Genomic DNA, 21439 nt, shown 5'->3' on the forward strand with positions numbered 1-21439 from the left:
TCTAATCAAGTTTTTTCTTCTACTGCGTAAGTCACTGACCAATAATTAGGAAACCACCCAGACCGTAGCCTAGGTGGAATGTGGTGTGAGGAGTGAACGGAAACTTTCATTTCCGCTTAGTTTGATCATAACCGATTCTCAGGATCATACCGAATTATCATGATGAATTATTGCACTGAATTAATTTGGGCAGATTAAGGTCGGTGAACTCAGATCATGGGTAAACCTTGATAAATTGGCGATCGCATCTCCCTTGACTGGGTGCAACCAATTAGGGGCAATTTCAGCTAGGGGCAACATTACAAACGCCCGATCGCACATGCGAGGATGGGGTATAACCAAATTATCCGACTCTAAAATATCGTTTTCATACAGTAACAAATCTAAATCTAGGGTACGGGCATCCCACTTAGCACGGCGGATTCTGCCAAACCTTACTTCTACTTCTAGTAATGTTGTCAACAAAACGGCAGCAGTTAGAGTAGTTCTAAGAATGGCACAACCATTAATGTAATCTGGCTGGGGTATATCCGATAGGGTGATCGCCTTAGTTCGATACCAATTGGAAACTGCCTGGACTTCAATTTCGCTGTAATCATTCAGCTTCTGCACTGCCGCTGTCACAATCTGTAAAGAATTGCCAAGATTACTACCGATGGCGATCGCCGCACGTTTCATGCCCTATTCAGATACCAATGGCTGTCGATATAGTTTAGCTCCCAAGTTCCGTAACTTAGTTTCTAATTGATCATAACCCCGATCTAAGTGATGTAGTCCTTGCATTTGGGTTTCTCCCTCTGCGGCTAAGCCCGCTAGTACCAATGCTGCCGATGCCCGTAAATCGGTTGCCATCACTGGTGCACCAGATAAAGAACTAACTCCATTAATCACGGCGATATTACCTTGCAGTTTAATATTTGCACCCATACGACATAATTCGGCAACGTGCTGGAGGCGATTTTCAAATACGGTTTCCTTAACAGTGCTATTGCCTTCACTGAGAGTTAATAATGCCATAAACTGCGCCTGCATATCCGTGGGGAATCCGGGATAGGGTAAGGTCTCAATGTGGGTATGCCGATATTTTTCTTTGCCTTCAATCCGCAAGCGACTGGAGGATTCTTGGACTACTTTGGCACCAATTTCTTCTAACTTAGCGATCGCCGCCGTCAGATGATCGGGAATCACAGGGGAAATAGTAATAGTAGAACGGGTAATCGCAGCAGCAACCATAAATGTAGCAGCTTCAATGCGATCAGGAATAATACCAAAATCCGTAGAATGTAAGCGAGGAACCCCATCAATCACAATAGTCTTAGTCCCAGCCCCACGAATTTTTGCCCCCATTGCCCGACAAAAGTTAGCCAGATCAACTACCTCTGGTTCTTGGGCACAGTTTTCAATTACAGTTTCCCCTTCCGCTAAAGTGGCTGCCATCATCAAAGTTTCCGTTGCGCCCACACTAGGAAAATCCAAGTAAATTTTTGCCCCCTGTAACCGAGATTGACGACAATAGGCTTGGATAATACCCTGATCAATAATGACATCAGCCCCCAGTGCCTGCAGTCCCTTAACATGTAAATCCACAGGACGAGTACCAATGGCACAACCACCAGGTAAAGGTACTCGAGCTACTCCCATCCTTGCTAAAAGTGGACCAATTACAAAAAAACTGGCACGCATTTGACTCACTAAGTCGTAGGGCACATGGGATTGGGAAATGTTCTTAGCATCAATATCTAAGGCTCCCCGATCGGCTGTTACTTTGACCCCCACAGCCCTCAGAATATCAATCATCTTCTGCACATCAACAATGGCAGGTACGTTACGAATGCGAGAGCTACCAGAACAGAGTAAAGCTCCCGCCATAATTGCGAGGGTAGAATTTTTGGCACCACTGATGGGAACATGTCCACTTAGAGTTGCTTTACCTTGAATACGGAGAACTGATTCAGGTCGATCCTGACTGTTGCTCAGCATAGTTTGAATGCTTTCAGATTGTGTAACTGGCAAAATACTCTTAACCCTCACAATTAAATAAATTTGGACTAGATTCTACTCTATAGTTTCCAAAATGTAATGTTTTTTTGATGATCTGGTCGAAAAGTATGGAGAAAATATTTAGAATCACAAAAGAATCACAAACGAAGTACAAAAAAATAAGCCCTTTAACGTAGAGCTTATCTTAAAAATTTGAGACTTGAAAAGGTAAAGGAGCTAGGTAATCTAGATTTTATGCGACTGAAGTCATTTTGTGATTGTATGCTTCTAGCTCAGCATTCATCTCTAAATGAGCAACTAGGGCATCATAATCCCTAAAAATACTGAAGGTACGATCCATTTTACTGATCTCAAAAACCAGACGAACTTGAGGTTGGAGGGAGCAAAGCGCCAAATTAGTTTCGTGGGCGATCGCCGTCTTAAAGATTTTTAGAAGCATTACTAGTCCATCGCTATCAAGAGATTCCACATACTCCATGTCAACAAGGATAGTGATACTAATTGGCTGGCTCAGAGAATTTAGGTGTAAGCAAGCCTCGACTGTTTCTTGTATTTCCAATGCCGCTTGTCGGTTTAAAATCGCATAACTTGGTTGCATTAGAGTAATTTTATGCTTACCAAAGTTACCAAGGAAGGGCTTCTGCTCAAGTTTTATGGAGTTTTGCATAATGTCTCCCGACTAATTTGACCCCGATTAATTTGACAAGATTATGCACGATGCAGTCTGATTTCGTAGCATCGCAGGATACATTATTAAGTTTTTTAAATCCTTCTTTTCGCAGTTATGAATTTTGAGATTTAATCTCTTGAAAGGCTTGCTCAAAATCAGTAGTAGTAATTTTTACAGTGCTAATTCCCAAGGAAGGATTAGCTTTAAGCTCAGACTGGTAACGCCGAATTGCAAAGATCGCCGCCCGATTACTCAAAAATGCTAGATCGGCTCCATTCCAATTTTGAGTTAATTCTGCCCAGTATTCTAAATCTAAGTCCTCGGCACAGGGGCGATTGCCATTATGAATTTCTAGTATTTGTGTCCTTGCTGCCAAATCCGGTAAATCAACCTTAATATGTAGTTCAATCCGTCCCGATCGCAATAAAGCTGGGTCTATAGATTCTGGGCGATTGGTTGCCGCTACTACTAGGATACCTGTCGATGGGTTAATCCCATCTAGTTCGGTTAATAACTGTCCCAGTAGGCGATCGCTAATGCCACTATCTCCTTGATAACTACCACGGGCGGGAGCAAGGGTATCAATTTCATCTATAAATATGACGCAGGGTTGTGCTTGACGGGCTTGACTAAAAAGTTCTTTAATAGCTTGCTCTGAGGCTCCCACCCATTTACTAACTAATTCCGATGCACTGATTGCAATAAAATTTGCCTTTGCTTCCGTGGCGATCGCCTTAGCTAATAAAGTTTTACCCGTACCCGGTGCGCCAGCCAATAAAATTCCCCTAGGTGGGCGTGCTTTCACATGGGCATATAGTTCAGGATTGCTTAAATATCCTGATACTGCCTCTTGTAAATTATGCTTAATCGCATCCAGTCCGCCAATTTCCGACCATTGCACTCGGGGAGATTCTAAGGTAAGCGATCGCAAAACGGCGGGTTTAACTTTTAACAAGGCAGCAATAAAGTCATCAGTTACTACTTCTAAGCTTTCAGGAATTGATTTTAGATCAGTAACCTGACGCTCAAGGGCAATATAGGCAGCGGTTTGGCATAGTCCCTTAAGATCAGCACCGACAAACCCATGACACAGATTAGCGATCGCTCCTAAATCCACATGATTGGCAAGGGGCATATTCCGAGTATGGATTGCTAAAATTTCCTTTCTCGCTGTGGCATCAGGAATGGGAAAAATAATTTCTCGATCAAACCTGCCCGGACGACGTAAAGCTGGATCAAGGGCATCGGGAAGATTGGTGGCTGCCAAAATCATTACGCCCGAATTACCTTTAAATCCATCCATTAACCCCAACATTTGGGCAACTATGCGTTTTTCTACTTCACCTTCCACCTGCGATCGCTTGGGCATGAGGGCATCAATTTCATCGATAAAAATTAAACAAGGTTTTGCCTGTTCTGCCTTTTGAAATAACTCCCGCAGTTTTGCCTCCGCTTCTCCATAGTACTTACCCATAATTTCTGGAGCAACAATGGCAATATAATTTACCCCCAAGGTTTGAGCTAGCGATCGCGCGGTTAGAGTTTTTCCTGTCCCTGGTGCTCCCACTAATAAAATGCCCTTTGGTGCCTCTATCCCTAGTTTCTCTAAAATTTCTGGATGCTTTAATGGAATTTCTACTAGGTTTTGCAGTTGAGATAGTGTTGCCCCTAATCCTCCCACTAGATTATTGATATTTGAGGTTTGGGAAATATTAGAAGCGGCGGATGAGTATTTAGGCTGATCAGAATTAGACTGTGGATTAGATTTTGGCGATCGCTGAGCAGTTTTTTCAGGCTGATCTTGATCTTCATCAATAGAAACTTCAACCTTTTTTTCAACTTTCTCAACTTTAAAATTGGAAGTAGGGTATTGGCGGGGAATATTACCTCGACGGGGAATGCTACTCAGAGGGCGAGTTGTGACTCTAATTTCAGTTTTAATATTATCTTGGTTAGAATTATCTTGATTAGATAGATCAACTTGATCAGCTTTTTCCTGTACCCAATTGATTAATTGATCTAAATTTAGTTTTTGCTTGAGGTCATCAATAAAATCTTCGACAAACCCTTCCACCAAAATTTCTAAGCCAGAATTTACTTGATCTGGATTGTTGGGATTATTTGCATGAAAGGAGTTGTTTTCTTGGCGATCGCTCATGATTTTAGTTTTTATAACTTAGTCTATCTAAACTTGTCTAACCAAAGCTTGCTAATTACAAGGCTATAAACTATGGACTGAAATCTTAAACCGCTTGAAACGCTATGGAAAAATAATTACAGAATCTTAACTATCGGCACCTGTTAACTTTAAGCTGAGCTTGGGTAATATTTGGTGGTAGAGTAAAACCAAAATAAGCAGGCTTTACGGATACAGTTAAAGTTAAAGGTCAAGGAAAGGGTAATTTATGTCTAACCAAAAACAAAGGCAAGTAAATCAGTTTTTTGCAAACTTAATTGCCAAAATCAGAAAATTACTCATCAAAATTGGTAGCCCTTTTCGGATCAGCCGCCGCACCGTCAGAATGATCCAAAATCAAAGTCGTTCCTCCCAAGCTGGCTTTGTTTTACCCACAGTGACCCTTGTAACCGTAGTTGTTACCCTTCTCGTAGTTACCATGGTTGCCAGATCGTCAGATCGTGCCAGAAGTGCATCTAATGCCAGAACTGAACAAGTCTATGCCAATATTACTAAACCCTCCGTTGATCGAGCCAGAGCCAAAATTGAGGCACTAATAAGTGGTTATCTTGACCGATTACCTCCTGAAGACCAAAAAGTGTCAGATTTATTCACTGCAGATGGAGGAAAATATACCTTTGCCGATGAAGTACGTTTGCAAGTTAATACAGATTTTTTAAATGCAGCAACAGCGCCGACTATCGTACCTGTCGTTCCACCCGCAATCGGTGACACCTTTATTAACATAGCAAAATATCCACCATCCCCTAACACAGACCCACTGATTAATGGTGAGACCAAGTCAATTTATGGGGTAAGGGAGTTTGTAAATACTGCATGGAAATTCCCCATAGATACCGATAACGATGGATTCTATGACACCTATGGTTTATACAGTATTGTCTTCAAATCACCGCCAAGTCCAGGATTGACTCCCACTGCACCTACTTATAGACAACCAGCTAAAGGCATTGAGGTTCGATCTTTCCCCGTAGATGAAACATCCTTAACTGATGATTGCGCTGGTTCTGACAATGGTAACGTGGCAACGTATGATGGTTGGACTCAAAAAGGGAACAAAATTGCTAAAAGCTTCTTTATCTATGCCCTTGCAGTTCCAATTACTGATTTAAGTGTTGTTCCCGCCACCGAACAAAGTAAATATAAGTTGTTATCTAACCAAGTAAACACCCCTTTTTATGGTGTGCAATTACAGCAAGATCGGCGCAGGTTACTTGGGAATAATTTTGCAGCCTTCTTTGAAAATGATTTGGAACTTGCCCGCCCAGTCAAGTTTCGTATAAATGGTAGGGTCTATACAAGCGGAAATCTCATGGTTGGCGCAGTTAGTGCCACTAACCCAATTACTTTTTATAATATCAGTAGTCCCTATTCCTGTTACTACAATGAAGATAATTCTTCAATTTCTGTAGCAGGGAACTTGCTCGAACAGGATGCTATTAGTACTGGTAGTGACATATATAAAAATGCTGATGGAGTAAGAATTCATCTATTTAAAGGAAAGTCAGGTGATCAGAGTATTACCCCTGACACAGCCGAGAAGTATTTTGTCACCTCTGATACTACTGTTACCAACACTGGGCAAGAATCAGCAAGTAATAATTTTGCCTTCAATCAGCGTATAAATGCACTTGTTGAAGCTGCTATTGCTAGGGGTCCAAGTTCAGGTGACCCAGCAAGTGTCATAGACAGCACCGTCCTACGCGTAAAAGAAGAAGGAATTTCACAGGATATAGCTAGACGTAAATCATTACAAGAATACTTTAAATTAAGAACTCGCAAGGTTCCATTCATTGAAGTTCCTGCCACTGGTGCCACTAATGTCCAAATCTATGGTTCTAGTTATGTAAGTCTTGCAACTCCCACTGGCTTGCCAGGATTATTAACCGTCCTAACTGCGGATGGGAAGACTGATTTGCAACCTCCCTTAGAGTGGTTAATCCCCTCAGATGTAAACGCAGGTAATTTTTCATACACGGCGGGAAGTTACCCTTTCTCTGGTAGAGCATTCTTAACAGGTTCCAGTACTGATAGCTTAAACCTTAGATATTCAACTCCTCTTGTATCTCCAGCCGCCCTAGAGCTTACCAAAGAAATAGATAACAAGCAAAAATACATTGGCGATCGCATAAAAGTCGGAAATAACTTACCCCTAAACTGGGTCAAGAAAGTCGGAACTGCAAACAAATTTGTAACGGGTGAAAACTACTATTTAACAAAGGATGGCTCTATCAAATGGAATAGCTTAACTAACATAAATAATCCAGACCCAATTGAACGTACCCGCACTTCACAAATTCAAGAACTCGCATCCTTAGGCGATCTGAGTCGTGGTGGTTTTTGGGAGCAATCTTCATCTGCTGATCCCGATCAAAAATTTCCAACAAGTACACCTGTCACTGGGGGATTGAGAGTAGTTACCAATGCTGGCATTTTTAGTCGTCAGGCAGCTAATACTTTTCTGCCTAGATATGTCAGTGGTGTTCCTGACAACCCCACTACAACAACCATAGATGAATCGGGCACCCCCGTTGAAAATAAAGTAACCTTACTACCTTCAGGTACTCTACTAAATACAGCACTATTTAACCCCCCCATAGATACAACGCTTACTCCTAACGATGCTAAGCAATTTGTAGTATGGCCCGATTCCATGCCCATGACTGGTACCGATACATCTCCAACAGGCAAAAAGGGTGACCTGCAAATGCGCGCAACTGCGGTCTATCACTATAAGTATAGTATCTATAATTCCCTTGACACGACAAGTGCGGGCTATCAAAAACCTGTTGCCTGCGTTAGCAGCTACTATGATCCCTCCACTGCAACCACAGCCAAAAATGCTCCAATTGGTGCTAATCCCGCCCCTTGGAATCCCGATCCTAGCGGCAGATCAAATAACGGCATTGTTTATAACGTTGGTTCTACCTCAGCTAATATCACTCTATCTGGGATTTCCTATACGGATAATACTGGGATATTCTCTGGCTACGCGGATGGGGCTGTCAATCCTTACAATGGCAGCATTAATTTAGGCGATCGCCTTGCCTATCAAGCTAATTTGATATATCCCAACGGACGTTTTGTTAATGAGCCTTTGCGTAATACCCTCATTAAAGTAATTAAAGCTGGTGGGGCTGCTGCAACCGCACAACTCAGCTTATCCGACCAGTCTACCCTTGACTCAAATATTTGTGCCCTTCAGATCATGCAAGTAGGCGGTACTCCTTTAACTGTCGTCACTGGTACAATCCCAACTGTAAATGGCGTTCAGATTCCCCACGGCTCCTTTAAAGAGGCGGCATTCCTAGACGGGCGTGAAGTAAAGGCACTCAATCGCAACGAAACTCTAACCGAAGGAGCTAATGGAGTTGGTACTGGTGGTTTATCAGCTATCTCCCAAAATCGAGCCGATATTTATGATCTAGAAATCGAGCAAAGACAACCGCTAGAAATCCGTGTTACGGATATAGACATGGATCGCTTACGCGGTGCCACAGCTACTGGGTCTATTAATTCTGGCGTACCTACTGACTTCCTTCTGCCCTATAGCGGTGTTATTTATGCCACCCGCGAAGATGCCTTAGTTGATCAAAGTTATTTTGATACTGACGGCTCTGGCAATCCTAAGACTACTGATTCTACCAAGCGATCGCTTCTGAGTCCTTTGGACTTTAAGCTCGATCCTACCCGCCGTCCCAATGGCATCAGGTTAATCAATGGATACCGTTTATGGCGTAGTAAATTGACAGGAAACTATGGAAATGTTGATGGTACCAAAGCCATATCTGATACTACTTATACCAGCTCTTATTACAATGTTGGAGAAAAGGGATTAATCCTAGCATCTAACCTTCCTGTATATGTGAAATCACAAATAGACCCAACTATCGCAGTTCCAGATGATAACTCCAAATCTGGCTTTAATGTTCATACCCAAGAAGAGTTTACAACTGCACTTAATCTCACTAACTATTCCAATTTCTATACACGAAATACCTTAAACCCTAACTTTTCCTGTCGCCCCGGAACCCCTAGCCTTCCCAAATGTACAGTTGGAGATGAATGGAGACCAGCTACCATACTTGCAGATTCTCCAGCTATTTTATCCGCCTCATTTATTGATGGGTATCGCTCCGATGGTGACTTTGACATTAGAAATAATTCCAACACCTCCACTAGTATCAACTGGCAATCATTACTCAACTCTAATACCGAAAAAGTCAAGGATAGTAGCTATGTAATCCAAAGACGCAGACAGGGCTTTTATAACAATAACTTTGTTACCAGTGCCAATTGGCTCACACCAGCCTTAAATGCTAGTGCTACAAACCGTTCTAATCTTTTCCCTGCTAAAAACAGTAGTACAGACACTAATCTTGAAAAACGAAGTTCCTATAATGCTAATGGTGTTACCCCTATCCAACGTCGGGCTGCCTTTGGGGAATACAGCATGGAAATTTGCCGTAAACTACCCGTGGAGAATTGTGGACTCAATGATTGGGATAAAAAACTAGCTGGTACAACTGTTCTTCCTAGTCGCAGTGGTGGTCTTGCTACTGAAAAAACCCCTGAGCCAGCAAATCCTGCCACCGACCCCGTAGCTCCCCGATATATTTCCACTGCTGATGAAAGATTCCCCCGTCGAGTTTCCTTCCTCCGTTATGATGATATTTATGCCGATGGCAATCAGGCTTTAGTCTTAGCAAGTAGCTGCCCCGGCAATAATCAGACTTGGCCCATACCTATTGGTGTTAATAGCGGCAACTCTACCAGTGGCTATACTTATCCGCAACCACTAGGAAACCTATCTACCCCCTATAGAACATCTAATCGCAATACCTACGGTGATATTGCCTGCCCCCCACCTACTGCTGCCACGATCACTATTTCGACTCCAACTAACTTGCTCGAGGGTAGATTAAGAAATAACTTCACAAATTTACCTTTAACTGTTAACTCGGTTAATTATGCAACTCAAACAATTGCTGCGGGAGGAGATAGTCCTTTGCCCTTCAGTATTTATCCATTTACAGTTACGGGTAACAACTTAAATGTAGCCTCTGGAAATGTCACTGCTAATATTGCCATTGATGCCCAAACGGGAAGTGCAACCTTGGCAAGGGTTGGACCTTTAACTTTCTCTTCCATTACTATTCCAGACAGTACAGTGGCAAATCTACTTCCTGCAACCATAGCTACAGCTAATGCCACTCTCACGGATGTTCTAGGACAAGTATATACTGCAGATGCAAGTTGTCCAAACGGTTTGGGAGGTACATTGGCAAAAGGAACGGCAATTACTAGTGTGACATTTCAAAATACTACAGCCACTCAAACTTGCAATGTTGCGGCTCTGGTAATTAGAGATAACTTGGATGAGGCAGCTGAATCCTTTACTATTCGCTTGAGTTCTCTTGTTAATGCTACCGCAGGTGCATCTCTCACTGGAACTGGTAATATTGGGCAAAACCCCACTGTTACAAATACAGTCAATAATGATACTACCAATACTGGACCTGCAGCAATAGGTTGTCCCAAACCCGCTGATAGTTATACTCCTTATACGATTCAAAGTACTAATACCACTACAGCTAACGATGATGATGGCTTTATTACAACTATTACTAATAATCGCACAAGAACACTGACCCCGGGTCAAAGCAACTGTCCTACACCTACACCTACACCTACACCTACACCTACACCTACACCTACACCTACACCTACACCTACACCTACACCTAGTGGTCCTGGTGGGATGCTTACGCCTCCAGCGTTTGGCATGCTTCATCCTTCAATAAACTCCTTCAGATATTCTGGAATGACAGGGGCTGCACTTTTACCAAGTTTATCTAGTCCCTTAGCCGCAGCCTATCCAAATAGCAGTGGTACATACCCAGCAACAGCTACTTGTGCAGGAGGTGCAACAATAACATCCTTTGAAGGCAATACTGTTACCTACGACTGTGCAACTGCAACTCCTCCACCTACAAGGTTTAGTGGTAATAGTATTTTTGGGGCAAATAGACAAGTTCCCATTAAGCCTAGGGATCCAGTTAGTAGTACTGATGGTTTTGCCCCGATGCTACCTGGTATGAGTAACACTTCACCAGCAGTTACGCCTAGAGCATTGTGGTTCCGAACTACAACTAATACTAATGATCCTATAGGTACAACCAGTAGCACGAATTACGGTTATAGCGGTAATAGTACTAGTAATCAAAAAAATCTGATGATTTATAATCTCAGTTGGCCCTCTATCAGTTCAACTAATAGTAATCTAGCCAACCTCAATATGCCTACTAGGCTCGTATTACCAGATACCGCTTGTATAGATACCTCTGATGGTTCTGTGGATACTTTATGCTTGAAGCAAGGAACTTCTTCTAGTTTAGTTAACCTTAATCTATCCAATCTAACTTCAAACCCTTATTACCCAAGTACTTCTGCTAGTGCTGCGGGTACAAGTACTACTATTCCCGCTTCCGCCTATGCCGTATGTGGGGTAAATGGGGCTTCCCAAAACTACCAATCTGCAGAAAATAATGGGCAAACTGCAATTACTGGCGGCTCTTGTCCAACTAACCCTAGGGCGGCGATCGCCAACGCTATGGCAGCTAATACAGCAACAAGTTTCCGTAGTGATAACCTCAATCCCGAAAAACTTACATTTAAGGGTATGGGTTCTACCGTTACTGGTATTGGTGTAACTAATCCCCCAACAATAACTGGACAAATAGTATCGGGGAATAAACTTATCAAGATCACTGCTACTAATACTAATCAGGTCAACAGAGTTAATGTTATTAATCTAACTGGACTAGATAGACTTAACCTGCCAGATAATACATTTCCTACTTCTGAAACTGATTTAAATACTCTAAAACCCGACCTTTGGAAGACAGCCTGTCCAGCTACGGAGCAAGGTTTAACACCTAAAGAATTAAAGGATAGGACTCTGCGTCTTGTTGCTAATCCGGGGCAACCCTCTCCTGTGTTTATTTTACGCAGTTGCGAAACCCAAGATTTGCTTCTAAATAACATCAAACTCCAACTAGATGGGGTTGAACCTAATAATGTTTTTTGGGTAATTCCAAGGGTAACCGCAAATACAACTAACGCATCCAATGCTCTTACTATTAAGGCAAGTTCTGCATCAACTGCTTCTGTGGTTAACGGAGGAACTGGATATGCTGTCGGAAATATTTTAACTGTTCAAACAGGTTCAGGTGCTCTTAATCCTAATCCTGTTCTTCCTACACTTCCTTCCACTCCTGTGAAGCTAACAGTATCTTCTGTAAATGCAGGAGTCATAACAGGTGTTAAAGTTTCAGATTCTGGTGACTATACAACATTCCCTGCAAATCCTGTTTCGGTTACTGGTGGTTCTGGTAGTGGGGCTACTTTTAACTTATTCCCCTCGACTGTGCTAAGTGGTAACTTTATAGGAATTATGCCTGCAACTGGTACTCCAGTTGCCAGAAACCTAGCTACTACCCTGAACATTAAAAATACAGCACCATCTAATGCAGGAATTAATGTTTCGTTAAGGAGTACTCGCTTTTTAGGCTTTAGATCGTTTAGGGCTGATGCACTTGCAACTACACCCCCTGAACTTTCAGATGGAATTGATTCACAGTCTCTGGTGGTGGCTATGACTACAACTAACGAGCCAATCGTTCTTCCTGTTTTACAACTTCACTCTCCTACTACCACTAATATTCCTACAGCTAGCACTACAACCCTGCCTCAATCAACTACTGTTGATAACAACGACAGTATGACGGGTGATCCATCCGTAGTAAATCCTAATACAGGACAGTGGACACAGAGAGCGAGAGAGGGTGAGGTAAATGTATATTTTGTTGCAGGTTCTACTCCATCGCGATCTAAAGTTACATACACTACTTCTATAGCTTCCAGCTCTTCATTTAATTCTATTAGTTCAAACACTGCTGTAAATACGGCTGAGACTGGAGGTGGGTTACATAATTTTGTCCGACTGCTGGAGAATTGGACAAACAAGAACTTAAAAATACTGGGAGGATTTATTCAAAATAGTAATAGTGCCTTTGGTACGGCTCCGTATTCTAGTACCGCACCCTATGGAGATGCTTCTAATGCCACAGGTACAAACTCCGTCCCAAGCACCAGCGACATTCAAACTCTATTTATTAATCCATTTAGTAATGCTACAGCTATTCAAGCACTTAGTGGATTTAAGAAAGTATATCAAACGAGCGTTTCACAAAGAATTCCTTACTATGCAGCACCCAATCGACTTTGGGGATTTGATGTGGGCTTGCTAACTCAAAATGCTGATCGATTTGCTCAGAGGTTCAGTGTCCCAGTACCTGGATCAAATGAGTTTTTCCAAAATGTTGACCCACAAGACCCTTGGGTAGAATCACTTCTATGTGCGGCTCAACCAGATGATCTTAGTAAGGTTAATAATCCTTCCACTATAGACAATTACCCAATCAATAGTGGTCTAACAGTTAAAGCTGGTACTGCTCCAGAGGCTTATACAACCTATGCTCTTTATGGCAAACCAATAACGGGTAACACTAAAGCACTCAACTGTCAAACAAATGGGCACCCTTTAAATTACAAGAAGTTAAAATCAGATTTAAGTTCAGCACCAGGTTAGAAATTGGTTGTAAAGTTGTAAATGTATTTATCATTGCATCTAAAAATTTCTAAGAATTTCTAAAAATAGGTATTAGCTATGATTAAATCCAAAAGCAATTTCATTTATTTCTTGAAGGCATCACGCAAAAGTAATTCTTCGGGATATACTCTTCTGGAAGGGATAGTGGCTTTGGTCGTAGTGGGGGTTTTGATAACTTCTGTAGCACCAATGCTGGCTTTAACAACTGCATCTAGGGTACAAGCACGCAGGGTAAACTTGGCTGCTCAAGCATTAAGATCGTACCTTGATGGATTGAGGGGTGGTACCTTGAAGCCACCATCCGTATTTATTGTGACCACTCCCTCACTATTTGTTCAACCAGATTTTGGAAAGCCACCTAGCACTTCGTTAGTTAACTATTTAAGCAATCCTGATCAGGGAACTTTAATTGATACGAATAATAATGGATTTAGCCCTTCCGATTCAGAAGATTTAGTGATTCAAGCAATTCGACCTGTAGCGATTTGCGATAATACTACTGGAACTCTTTGTCCAATAGCTACTAATGACCAAAAAGCTACTGAACTATCCATTGCAAGTGCATCCGGTTATCGGTTAGCTGTAAGAGTTTATCGAGCAGATGCTTTTGATAATAATCAGACTCCTAATCAAACTATTCAAGCTAATACTTCTATTGGTGGTGTTGGCTCTAAGAATAATCCATTACTTCAGGCAGTTGTAGAGATATATCCAAATATTCCCATTGGTACTAGTGATGGGTTAAATAGTATTACGGCTAGAACGAAGAATGGTTCATAGGTAATCGACCATTTGTCAATGAGATTTGATAACTTTTAGAAATAAAATAGAAATTGAAGAAGATAATGCTAAAAATCATTCTGCATAAGTTATTAATAAACGGAAGAAATAATCAACATAGAAGAATAAATGGCTTTACATTAATTGAGCTATTGGTAGCACTTATAGTTGCTTCGATTATTGTGGGAAGTTTATTAGGATTTTTGGTGAATATTTTGGATAGGGATCGGAAAGAACAAGCTAAATCCGATGCTCAAGAGGAAATTCAGTCTGCCCTTAACTATATTGCGGAAGATTTAAGTAGTGCTGTCTTTATATACGATGCCGATGGACTATATCAAAAAGGAGCAGATACTGATTACGTGGCAAATCAGTTACCCCATAGACAAGTTGGTTCTCAGTGCAGACCAAATCTGTCAACACAATACTGTACACCAGTATTAGTTTTTTGGAAATCCACTACTTATGATGTTAACGATGCGGATAAAGATAAATCCCAACCAAAAGGTGGTAATAGTTCAACTCGCAGATTTGTGAACTGTTTACCTTTCCCTTCTGATAATCCAAGTGTATGTAACGGTAGTTCTATTCCTACCTACTCTTTGGTGGTCTATTACTTGGTAAAAAATGATAATAGCAGCATAGGAAATAATGGTACTAGACTATGGTCTGATACTAGTAGAATTGTACGTTGGGAAATGAAAGACGGGGTACCTTGGAGTTGTAAAAATCAATCAAAATCTGATGATCTAGGTGACCCTACAGTATGTCCAGTTGGTGATCCAAAATATATTGCGACTAAGGATGGTGATGGGAATATATTCTTTCCATCTGGATTCACTCCATCCGGTGGAGGACCACCAATTAGCGGCACCCCAACTAGTGGCACCTGCCCTACTGGGCGTACTGCCCCATGTATTGACTATTTAGTTTTGCCAGATAAAGGCTTTAAGAGGTTTGATATTGTTAATGCCACTGGATCATTATCTGATCGGATGAAAAAATGGCGGAAGTCTCCAGAAGTTTATAATTTTCTCGAGAACCCTTTTCAGGTTTTGGTAGATTATATTGATGATACTCCTTATGAACTAGCTCAGGATGATGGAGTTGTAAACAATTCACCAATTAATATTAATATTAAGCCAAATACTCAAGGCTCTTTATCTACCACTGCTAGCCCGTTCGTAAGTTCTAGCAATGATAACTGCAATGATCCAAATACAGGAGTTGGAAGTTATAGTTCTACTGGAGCAGCTATTTTTGCACAGCGAGTCCCACCAGTTTTTAGTAGTACAGCACAGTTTGGGGATATATTTGTTAATCCAACGGGTTTAAGTGGTTTTTATGCTTGTGTGAATGCCAACAACATTTCTGCAAGGGTTTATATTAGAACTAATATACTTGCCAGATTGAATAAATCTTCCTATAGTTCCAGACAGCAACCATCTGTTACGAACCCAACAGCCGTTGATTTGTACCAAAGTTATACTCCTACTTCAAACGTCAGGGTTTTTGGTAGAGGGATTTTGAATTTTCAATAGTTTAACTAAAAAAATGCTTAGAAGATATTTTGTAACTTTTAAAGGTAATAACTCCAAAAGTCAGGCTGGTTATACTTTGCTTGAGCTTTTAGTCGTGATTCTTATGGTAGGAATTTTATCGGCGATCGCTGCACCGGGCTGGGTTAGTTTTCAAAATAATCAGCGGGCTAGAACATCACAAAGTAGGGTTTACTCCGCAATTAAAGAAGCTCAAAGCGTGGCAAAAGTAAAAAAAGTGGCATATCAATTCAGTTTTAGGAATAATAGTGCTGATGGACTAAATACTGGAGAATATGTGATTATTGATTCTAATACTAAACCCACTGATAGCAATGGCTGGAATAATTTGACTTGGCAGAAATTGGAAAGTGGAGTTACTCTTGTTTCAAGCGTAAGTAGTATTAAAGAGTCAGGTGTCGAAGTTTATAGTTTTAATTTTAATTATAAAGGGGAAGCTAAAGAATTAAGTAATGTATATTTACAAATTCAACAAAATAACTCTACTAAGTATTGCCTATTTATCCAAGATTTGCTGGGTAACCTAAAGTCCTATTATCTTGACCTTAATACAGTTTTCGATAGTTCAGCTACAAGTGATTGCGCTAAGTATAGTAAGTATTAATTAGTTATAATTTCAGTACTTTTGAGTAATGTAGTTCGGAAAGCACAGGAACTGCCTGAAGAAATTCAAGACGAAAATGCAGAACAATTTATGGAAGATATAGAAAATGAAATTAAATGGCAGGCGACGCTCTCAAAACCTCAAATTAGTTTGATTCTTACAGAACTTGGACTAAAGGCGTTAAATGAATCAGAAAATGGTGAGACACAACAAATACGTTTTCTATTCTCATCTAGAATATGACAAGTTGTTGAATAAATCATAGATTATTAACTTATTGCTGTATGTCAGCTCGATTTAGATCGCTTTTATATTACTTGCTCACAAGGTTGGTGTTGGCTCCATTGCTTTTATGGGCGATCGCTAGCTTGGTTTTTGTGTTAATGCGGGCAACTCCGGGTGATCCTGTGGATGGAATTTTAGGAGCAAAGGCTCCATTGGTGGTAAAAAATGCTTTGCGGATTAAGTTAGGTTTAGCAGGCTCGTGGGGTGAGCAGTATTTAAGGTACATGGGAGATTTACTGCATGGCAATTTAGGAGAATCTCTGACTAGCTCGGGAACTAAGGTTACGGAAATTATTGGTAATTTTTTCCCTGCTACGGTGGAACTGGCATTTTATAGTATGGCGATCGCCTTAATTGTGGGGGTAAGTATTGGAGCGATCGCTGCCTTAAAACCGAATACAGGTTGGGATTTATTTGGCAGATTGTTTGGAATTATTACCTATTCATTGCCATTGTTTTGGATGGGGATGGTGTTGCAGTTAATTTTATCAGTACAGTTGGGCTGGTTTCCCATTGGCACTAGATTTCCTGCAACGATGACTCCACCAGAATTTATCACTGGTTTATTTACCGTTGACTCTTTGCTCAAAGGTGATATAGACTCATTTTTTACAAGTTTGCATTACCTATGTTTACCTGCTTTGAGTCTGGGGGTTGTGATTAGTGGTATTTTTGAACGGATTGTGCGCGTGAATTTAAAAGATACGTTGCGATCAGATTATGTGGAAGCAGCGATCGCTAGGGGGGTGAATTCTCGTTCTGTACTAATTAATCATGCCTTAAAAAATGCTCTAATTCCTGTAATTACGGTGATGGGCTTGACCTTTGCTTCTTTATTAGGTGGCGCAGTTTTAACTGAGGTAACTTTTTCTTATCCGGGGTTAGCAAATCGCCTATTTCAAGCTCTAGTAGCCCGTGATTACCCTGTGGTGCAGGGAGTGGTAATTATGTTTGCCCTAATTGTCGTGATTGTAAGTATTGCGATCGATTTAATTAATGCGTGGATAGATCCTCGTATTCGGTATTAGGAATAGCCAGGGGAGCGAGAGGAGTTTTGAGATTATAGTCCTTAGCTTCTGGAGTCACAATTCCACCCGATACAATAATTTTAAACGCGTCTTCCACAGGCATAGAAAGGTTAATTACATCAACTTCTGGCACAATTACATACCAGCCAGTAGTGGGATTAGGGGTTGTGGGTAAAAATACGCTGATCATATTTTGTGGCATGGCATTGGCAATTTCTCCACCTAAGGAACCAGTCACAAACCCTAAAGCCCATAAACCCGGACGAGGATATTCGACTAAGACTACTCGGCGGAACTTATTGCCAGTATCAGTCAGTAAAGTACCAAGCAGTTGTTTTAAGGTTTTATAGACATCTCCAGCAAGGGGAATGGACTGTACGAAAGCTTCACCTGTTCTGAGGAGCCACTGCCCCACAAAGTTACGAGCCATCAAGCCAACTAAAACTATTCCCAGTAAAGGCACCGCTAAACCTACTGCCAAGTTAATCAGGTTGACAAGGAGGGGATCGAGACTGACAAAGGGATTAAGCCGTTTGGGAATGCGGGTAAGCAGATCAATACTATAGGTGGTTAGGCTAAAAGTAACCCAGATGGTGGTAGCAAGGGGAATGATTACTAGTAATCCGGCAATTAGATCATTTTTTAATGCTTGTAAAAAGCGATTTGGGGTATCTGGTTTTAAGTTACTTTTTCTTGGGCTCATATTGTTTTCCATTTATTTTTACATTGGTACCTGATCAGATGACTAAAAGAATATAAAAAGTTGCTGGAGCCTCACTGCAATCGATTTAATAGGATGAAGTTGATATGATGTTTCCTGCCTTTTAGTATTTAAACTTAAATTTAGAGTTAACTTTAAAATTAAATTTAGAATTTAGACGGACTTTATTAAGTATAGCTTTGTGTACTTTTATGAAGTGTTGTAAATCAAGAATATCTCAAACCCATTAATGTTACAAGTTGCTTTAGTTTATCCCCAAATTCCCCCTAATACTGGCAATATTGCCCGCACCTGTGCTGCGACTAAAACCCGCTTACATTTGGTAGAGCCTTTGGGGTTTGAAATTAGCGATCGCGCCCTAAAAAGAGCAGGTTTAGACTATTGGCAATATACAGATTTACAGATTCATGCCAATTTAGAATCTTTGGCGGCGGTGGCGGGTCGATGGGTCTGTTTTTCGGCAAGGGGGAAGCATGATTTTCGGAAATTTGAGTTTACAGAGCAGGATATTTTACTATTTGGTAGTGAAACTAGTGGACTGCCCCCAGAGGTTTTAGCTCAAAATTTGACTGTGGCAATTCCCATGGATCATCCCAAGGTGCGGAGCTTGAATTTATCGGTGAGTGTGGCGATCGCTTTGTTTGAGGCACGGAGACAGTTAAATCTGTAATTTATTTTTATTTCACATCTAATTCTGAAATTAAATCAGTTACTGCTTGCAGGCATTGTTGGGGTTGATCGATAACTTCGGCTAGGTTAAAACTAACGACGATCCAGCCCGAATTGAGTAAATAGGTGTGGGAGATTTTTTGCTGTTCTTTGAGAATTGGATCATTAGGCTCATCAATGGCGATCGCTAGATGCAGATTACTCACTGGGTCGATGTAGGTAAATTCAGGACTATAGATATAGTTAAATCCGGGAATTGGAATAGTTACGCCTCTGTAAAAATTTTTGGAAAGATGCTTGGATAGTTTGTGGTTGAGGGCTTGGGCAAATGCCGATGAGTCATTGCTTGAAATTTCTGTATCTGTGTTTTCATTGGCGGCTAAAGCTTTCTGGGCAATTTTGCCGTTAGTACTTTTAAGAACTTCTAAAATCTTGGGCTGACGAAAGACTCTCAAATACTCAGCAGTGCGAGTCTGGGCGTTTTTTTGTTCATGTTCACTGTGGCGGCGGGAGTAGGAAGCAAGCAGGATAAAGTAGTTTTCGGTTAGGGCTGTATGATCACGCAAACGACTTTTATAGGTCAGATATTGAATCTGGAGTCGCCAGATAATTGTCCCTAACCCAAATAGCAAAATGATAACAATAAAGCCAGGATTAATAAAATTACCAACAAAGCCTACAACTGCCATAAGACTAATAATAGCGATCGCTCCTTGGATAATATTTACTGGTTCTGGGGCGGCAGGGGGTGGGGTAGGGGGAACCTCGGCAAAGGTAAAAACAGGTGGTAACTCACGCATTACCTTTTGGATTGGAATTGGAATTTGGATGTGCATAGCCCAAGGTTTTGAATTGATGCAATTTTAGCTTACAAATAATCAGGGCAAATATTCAGGCAGGTTGATATAGCCAGATGCGAGAGTATGTAGAAGTTTTTGCGTGACTTGTAATGACAAAATACTTAAGGATTTGGATAGGTCAGAGCGATCGCTTGCTTCGCAAAATAAGCTAGTTAACTGCTGACTTAGTTTAATAGCTTGGGGATGAGATAGATTAGTCAAGGTTTCGGCGATTGCAATTAGATTCAAGCCTAGAGAAATAGAACCAATGGGAGCAAAGATATGGGGGTAGGTGCTTGCTAGTCTGAGTAAGGAGCAGCAGCGGGCATAGGCATATTGTGTATAGGTAAATTGCGGAAAATTTTGGAAATTCGGAGTGTAGTTTAGTCTGAGATCAGCATCTGCTAGTTGTTCTAGGCAAGCTTGAATATAGGAATCTGTGAGCGTAAAGTTAAGCATTCCCTGATCTGTTACTGCGATCCTTAGCTGAGAATTTAGCTGATAGTTTAAAAATATAGATTGCTGTAGGGTTTGAGCAATTTCTAAGGGTGATTTCTGGAGTTTTGAGCTTACATGATGGGCGATCGCTGAGGTGTAATGGCAGTCATAATCGGGATAGCAAAATCTGACGGGAATTAACTCACGTTCATAGTTATCAATTTGAGCAAGTCCTAAGGTTAAAATTTGTCTGATTTGCTCAGTTGGAAATAAAAACATTATTGCCGTGGTTACTCTAAATGCTCTTTAAGACTATTTATAAAACTAATGGCTCTATCCTTGCTAATACTTCTTCCATTAATTCCATCGATATTCGCTCTATCAAAAAAGCTCCTCTAGCTTTCCAGTCAAGGCTCTTGATTTGATCGCAAAGAACCACGCCGTAGGTTTGTAAGCCTTCAGGTAATAACACCTCAAAATTCAAACCCTTTTGCTTGCTGGTTATCGGACAAATAATTGCTAATGAAGATAGTCGGTTATATGAACTTGGAGAAATTACTAAGGCAGGTCTGAATCCAGCTTGCTCTGAACCTATCTGAGGAGAAAAGTTGATTTTGAGAATATCGCCACGTTCAGGTATATAGCTGCTCAAAGGATTTCTTGCCCAATGGCATTGCCTGTGGAAATTTCTAGATGAAAATGCTCAGGAGTCATATCTTTCAATAGTTCCTCTAGGGTATATTTTTTGCGTTTCAATGGAGCGATCGTCAAGCAATTATCTGATACGGAGATACTTACAGAGCTTCCTTCTTGGAGTTGAAGGCTCTCAGCTATATGTTTAGGTATGCGAAAGGCAAGACTGTTTCCCCATTTGGAAATTGTGGCTTTCATTCTGTTTAATCTAGTATCTACACTGTATATACTAATCTAAATGCTTGGTTATACAACTTAAGTTCAACTAAAAATTGCTGTAA

General features: G+C 41.0%; 16 protein-coding genes. 7 read left to right on the forward strand and 9 right to left on the reverse strand.

Annotated elements, in window-relative coordinates; genetic code table 11:
* Positions 1-180 precede the first annotated feature (180 nt).
* From folK to SYN7502_RS02140, 4 genes are all read right to left on the reverse strand, one after another.
* Positions 181-678 carry a 2-amino-4-hydroxy-6-hydroxymethyldihydropteridine diphosphokinase gene (gene folK, locus SYN7502_RS02125; RefSeq protein WP_015167250.1) on the reverse strand — a complete coding sequence of 166 codons (498 nt, stop codon included), beginning with the start codon at positions 676-678 and terminating at the stop codon, positions 181-183.
* A 3-nt stretch (positions 679-681) separates the two neighbouring features.
* Positions 682-1980, reverse strand: a complete 1299-nt coding sequence (gene murA / locus SYN7502_RS02130) for a UDP-N-acetylglucosamine 1-carboxyvinyltransferase (protein WP_051023663.1) — start codon at positions 1978-1980, stop codon at positions 682-684.
* A 253-nt stretch (positions 1981-2233) separates the two neighbouring features.
* Positions 2234-2668, reverse strand: a complete 435-nt coding sequence (locus SYN7502_RS02135) for an STAS domain-containing protein (protein ID WP_015167252.1) — start codon at positions 2666-2668, stop codon at positions 2234-2236.
* Positions 2669-2783: 115 nt separating this feature from the next.
* Complete coding sequence (locus SYN7502_RS02140) at positions 2784-4829, reverse strand: AAA family ATPase (RefSeq protein ID WP_015167253.1); 2046 nt, start codon at positions 4827-4829, stop codon at positions 2784-2786.
* Between the two features lie 247 nt (positions 4830-5076).
* Here SYN7502_RS02140 and hpsA point away from each other — a divergent pair, with 247 nt between their 5' ends.
* The 6 genes from hpsA (at position 5077) to SYN7502_RS02170 (ending at position 17798) form a co-directional block, all read left to right on the forward strand.
* The gene (gene hpsA / locus SYN7502_RS02145) at positions 5077-13521 is read left to right on the forward strand and encodes a hormogonium polysaccharide biosynthesis protein HpsA (protein WP_015167254.1); all 8445 of its coding nucleotides are present in this window, start codon (positions 5077-5079) and stop codon (positions 13519-13521) included.
* 78 nt (positions 13522-13599) lie between these two features.
* Complete coding sequence (locus tag SYN7502_RS02150) at positions 13600-14322, forward strand: prepilin-type N-terminal cleavage/methylation domain-containing protein (RefSeq protein WP_015167255.1); 723 nt, start codon at positions 13600-13602, stop codon at positions 14320-14322.
* 65 nt (positions 14323-14387) lie between these two features.
* On the forward strand, positions 14388-15863 hold the full coding sequence (locus tag SYN7502_RS18050; RefSeq protein ID WP_015167256.1) for a prepilin-type N-terminal cleavage/methylation domain-containing protein: 1476 nt from the start codon (positions 14388-14390) through the stop codon (positions 15861-15863).
* A 13-nt stretch (positions 15864-15876) separates the two neighbouring features.
* Positions 15877-16485, forward strand: a complete 609-nt coding sequence (locus SYN7502_RS18055) for a pilus assembly FimT family protein (RefSeq protein WP_015167257.1) — start codon at positions 15877-15879, stop codon at positions 16483-16485.
* A gap of 21 nt (positions 16486-16506) precedes the next feature.
* Positions 16507-16728: a hypothetical protein gene (locus SYN7502_RS02165; protein WP_015167258.1), complete on the forward strand. Its 222-nt coding sequence runs from the start codon at positions 16507-16509 to the stop codon at positions 16726-16728.
* Positions 16729-16769: 41 nt separating this feature from the next.
* Positions 16770-17798, forward strand: coding sequence for an ABC transporter permease (locus SYN7502_RS02170; protein WP_015167259.1), 1029 nt, complete (start codon positions 16770-16772; stop codon positions 17796-17798).
* Here SYN7502_RS02170 and SYN7502_RS02175 read toward each other — a convergent pair.
* Positions 17764-18501, reverse strand: coding sequence for a DUF502 domain-containing protein (locus SYN7502_RS02175; RefSeq protein WP_015167260.1), 738 nt, complete (start codon positions 18499-18501; stop codon positions 17764-17766). The genes SYN7502_RS02170 and SYN7502_RS02175 overlap by 35 nt on opposite strands.
* A 247-nt stretch (positions 18502-18748) precedes the next feature.
* Here SYN7502_RS02175 and SYN7502_RS02180 point away from each other — a divergent pair, with 247 nt between their 5' ends.
* A complete protein-coding gene (locus SYN7502_RS02180; RefSeq protein WP_015167261.1) occupies positions 18749-19189 on the forward strand; it encodes a tRNA (cytidine(34)-2'-O)-methyltransferase in 441 nt (146 codons plus the stop codon).
* Positions 19190-19196: 7 nt separating this feature from the next.
* Here SYN7502_RS02180 and SYN7502_RS02185 read toward each other — a convergent pair whose 3' ends face one another.
* The 4 genes from SYN7502_RS02185 to SYN7502_RS02200 are packed head-to-tail and all read right to left on the reverse strand — an operon-like array spanning position 19197 to position 21356.
* A complete protein-coding gene (locus tag SYN7502_RS02185; RefSeq protein ID WP_015167262.1) occupies positions 19197-20024 on the reverse strand; it encodes a hypothetical protein in 828 nt (275 codons plus the stop codon).
* Positions 20025-20066: 42 nt separating this feature from the next.
* Positions 20067-20744, reverse strand: coding sequence for a hypothetical protein (locus tag SYN7502_RS02190; RefSeq protein WP_015167263.1), 678 nt, complete (start codon positions 20742-20744; stop codon positions 20067-20069).
* A gap of 37 nt (positions 20745-20781) precedes the next feature.
* Positions 20782-21117 carry a type II toxin-antitoxin system PemK/MazF family toxin gene (locus SYN7502_RS02195; RefSeq protein ID WP_015167264.1) on the reverse strand — a complete coding sequence of 112 codons (336 nt, stop codon included), beginning with the start codon at positions 21115-21117 and terminating at the stop codon, positions 20782-20784.
* Positions 21114-21356 (reverse strand): AbrB/MazE/SpoVT family DNA-binding domain-containing protein, encoded by a 243-nt coding sequence (locus SYN7502_RS02200; RefSeq protein ID WP_015167265.1) that lies wholly within the window; start codon positions 21354-21356, stop codon positions 21114-21116. Before SYN7502_RS02200 ends, SYN7502_RS02195 begins: the two co-directional genes overlap by 4 nt.
* Positions 21357-21439: the final 83 nt, after the last annotated feature.

The sequence above is a fragment of the Synechococcus sp. PCC 7502 genome (assembly GCF_000317085.1).
Lineage (GTDB): Bacteria > Cyanobacteriota > Cyanobacteriia > Pseudanabaenales > Pseudanabaenaceae > PCC-7502.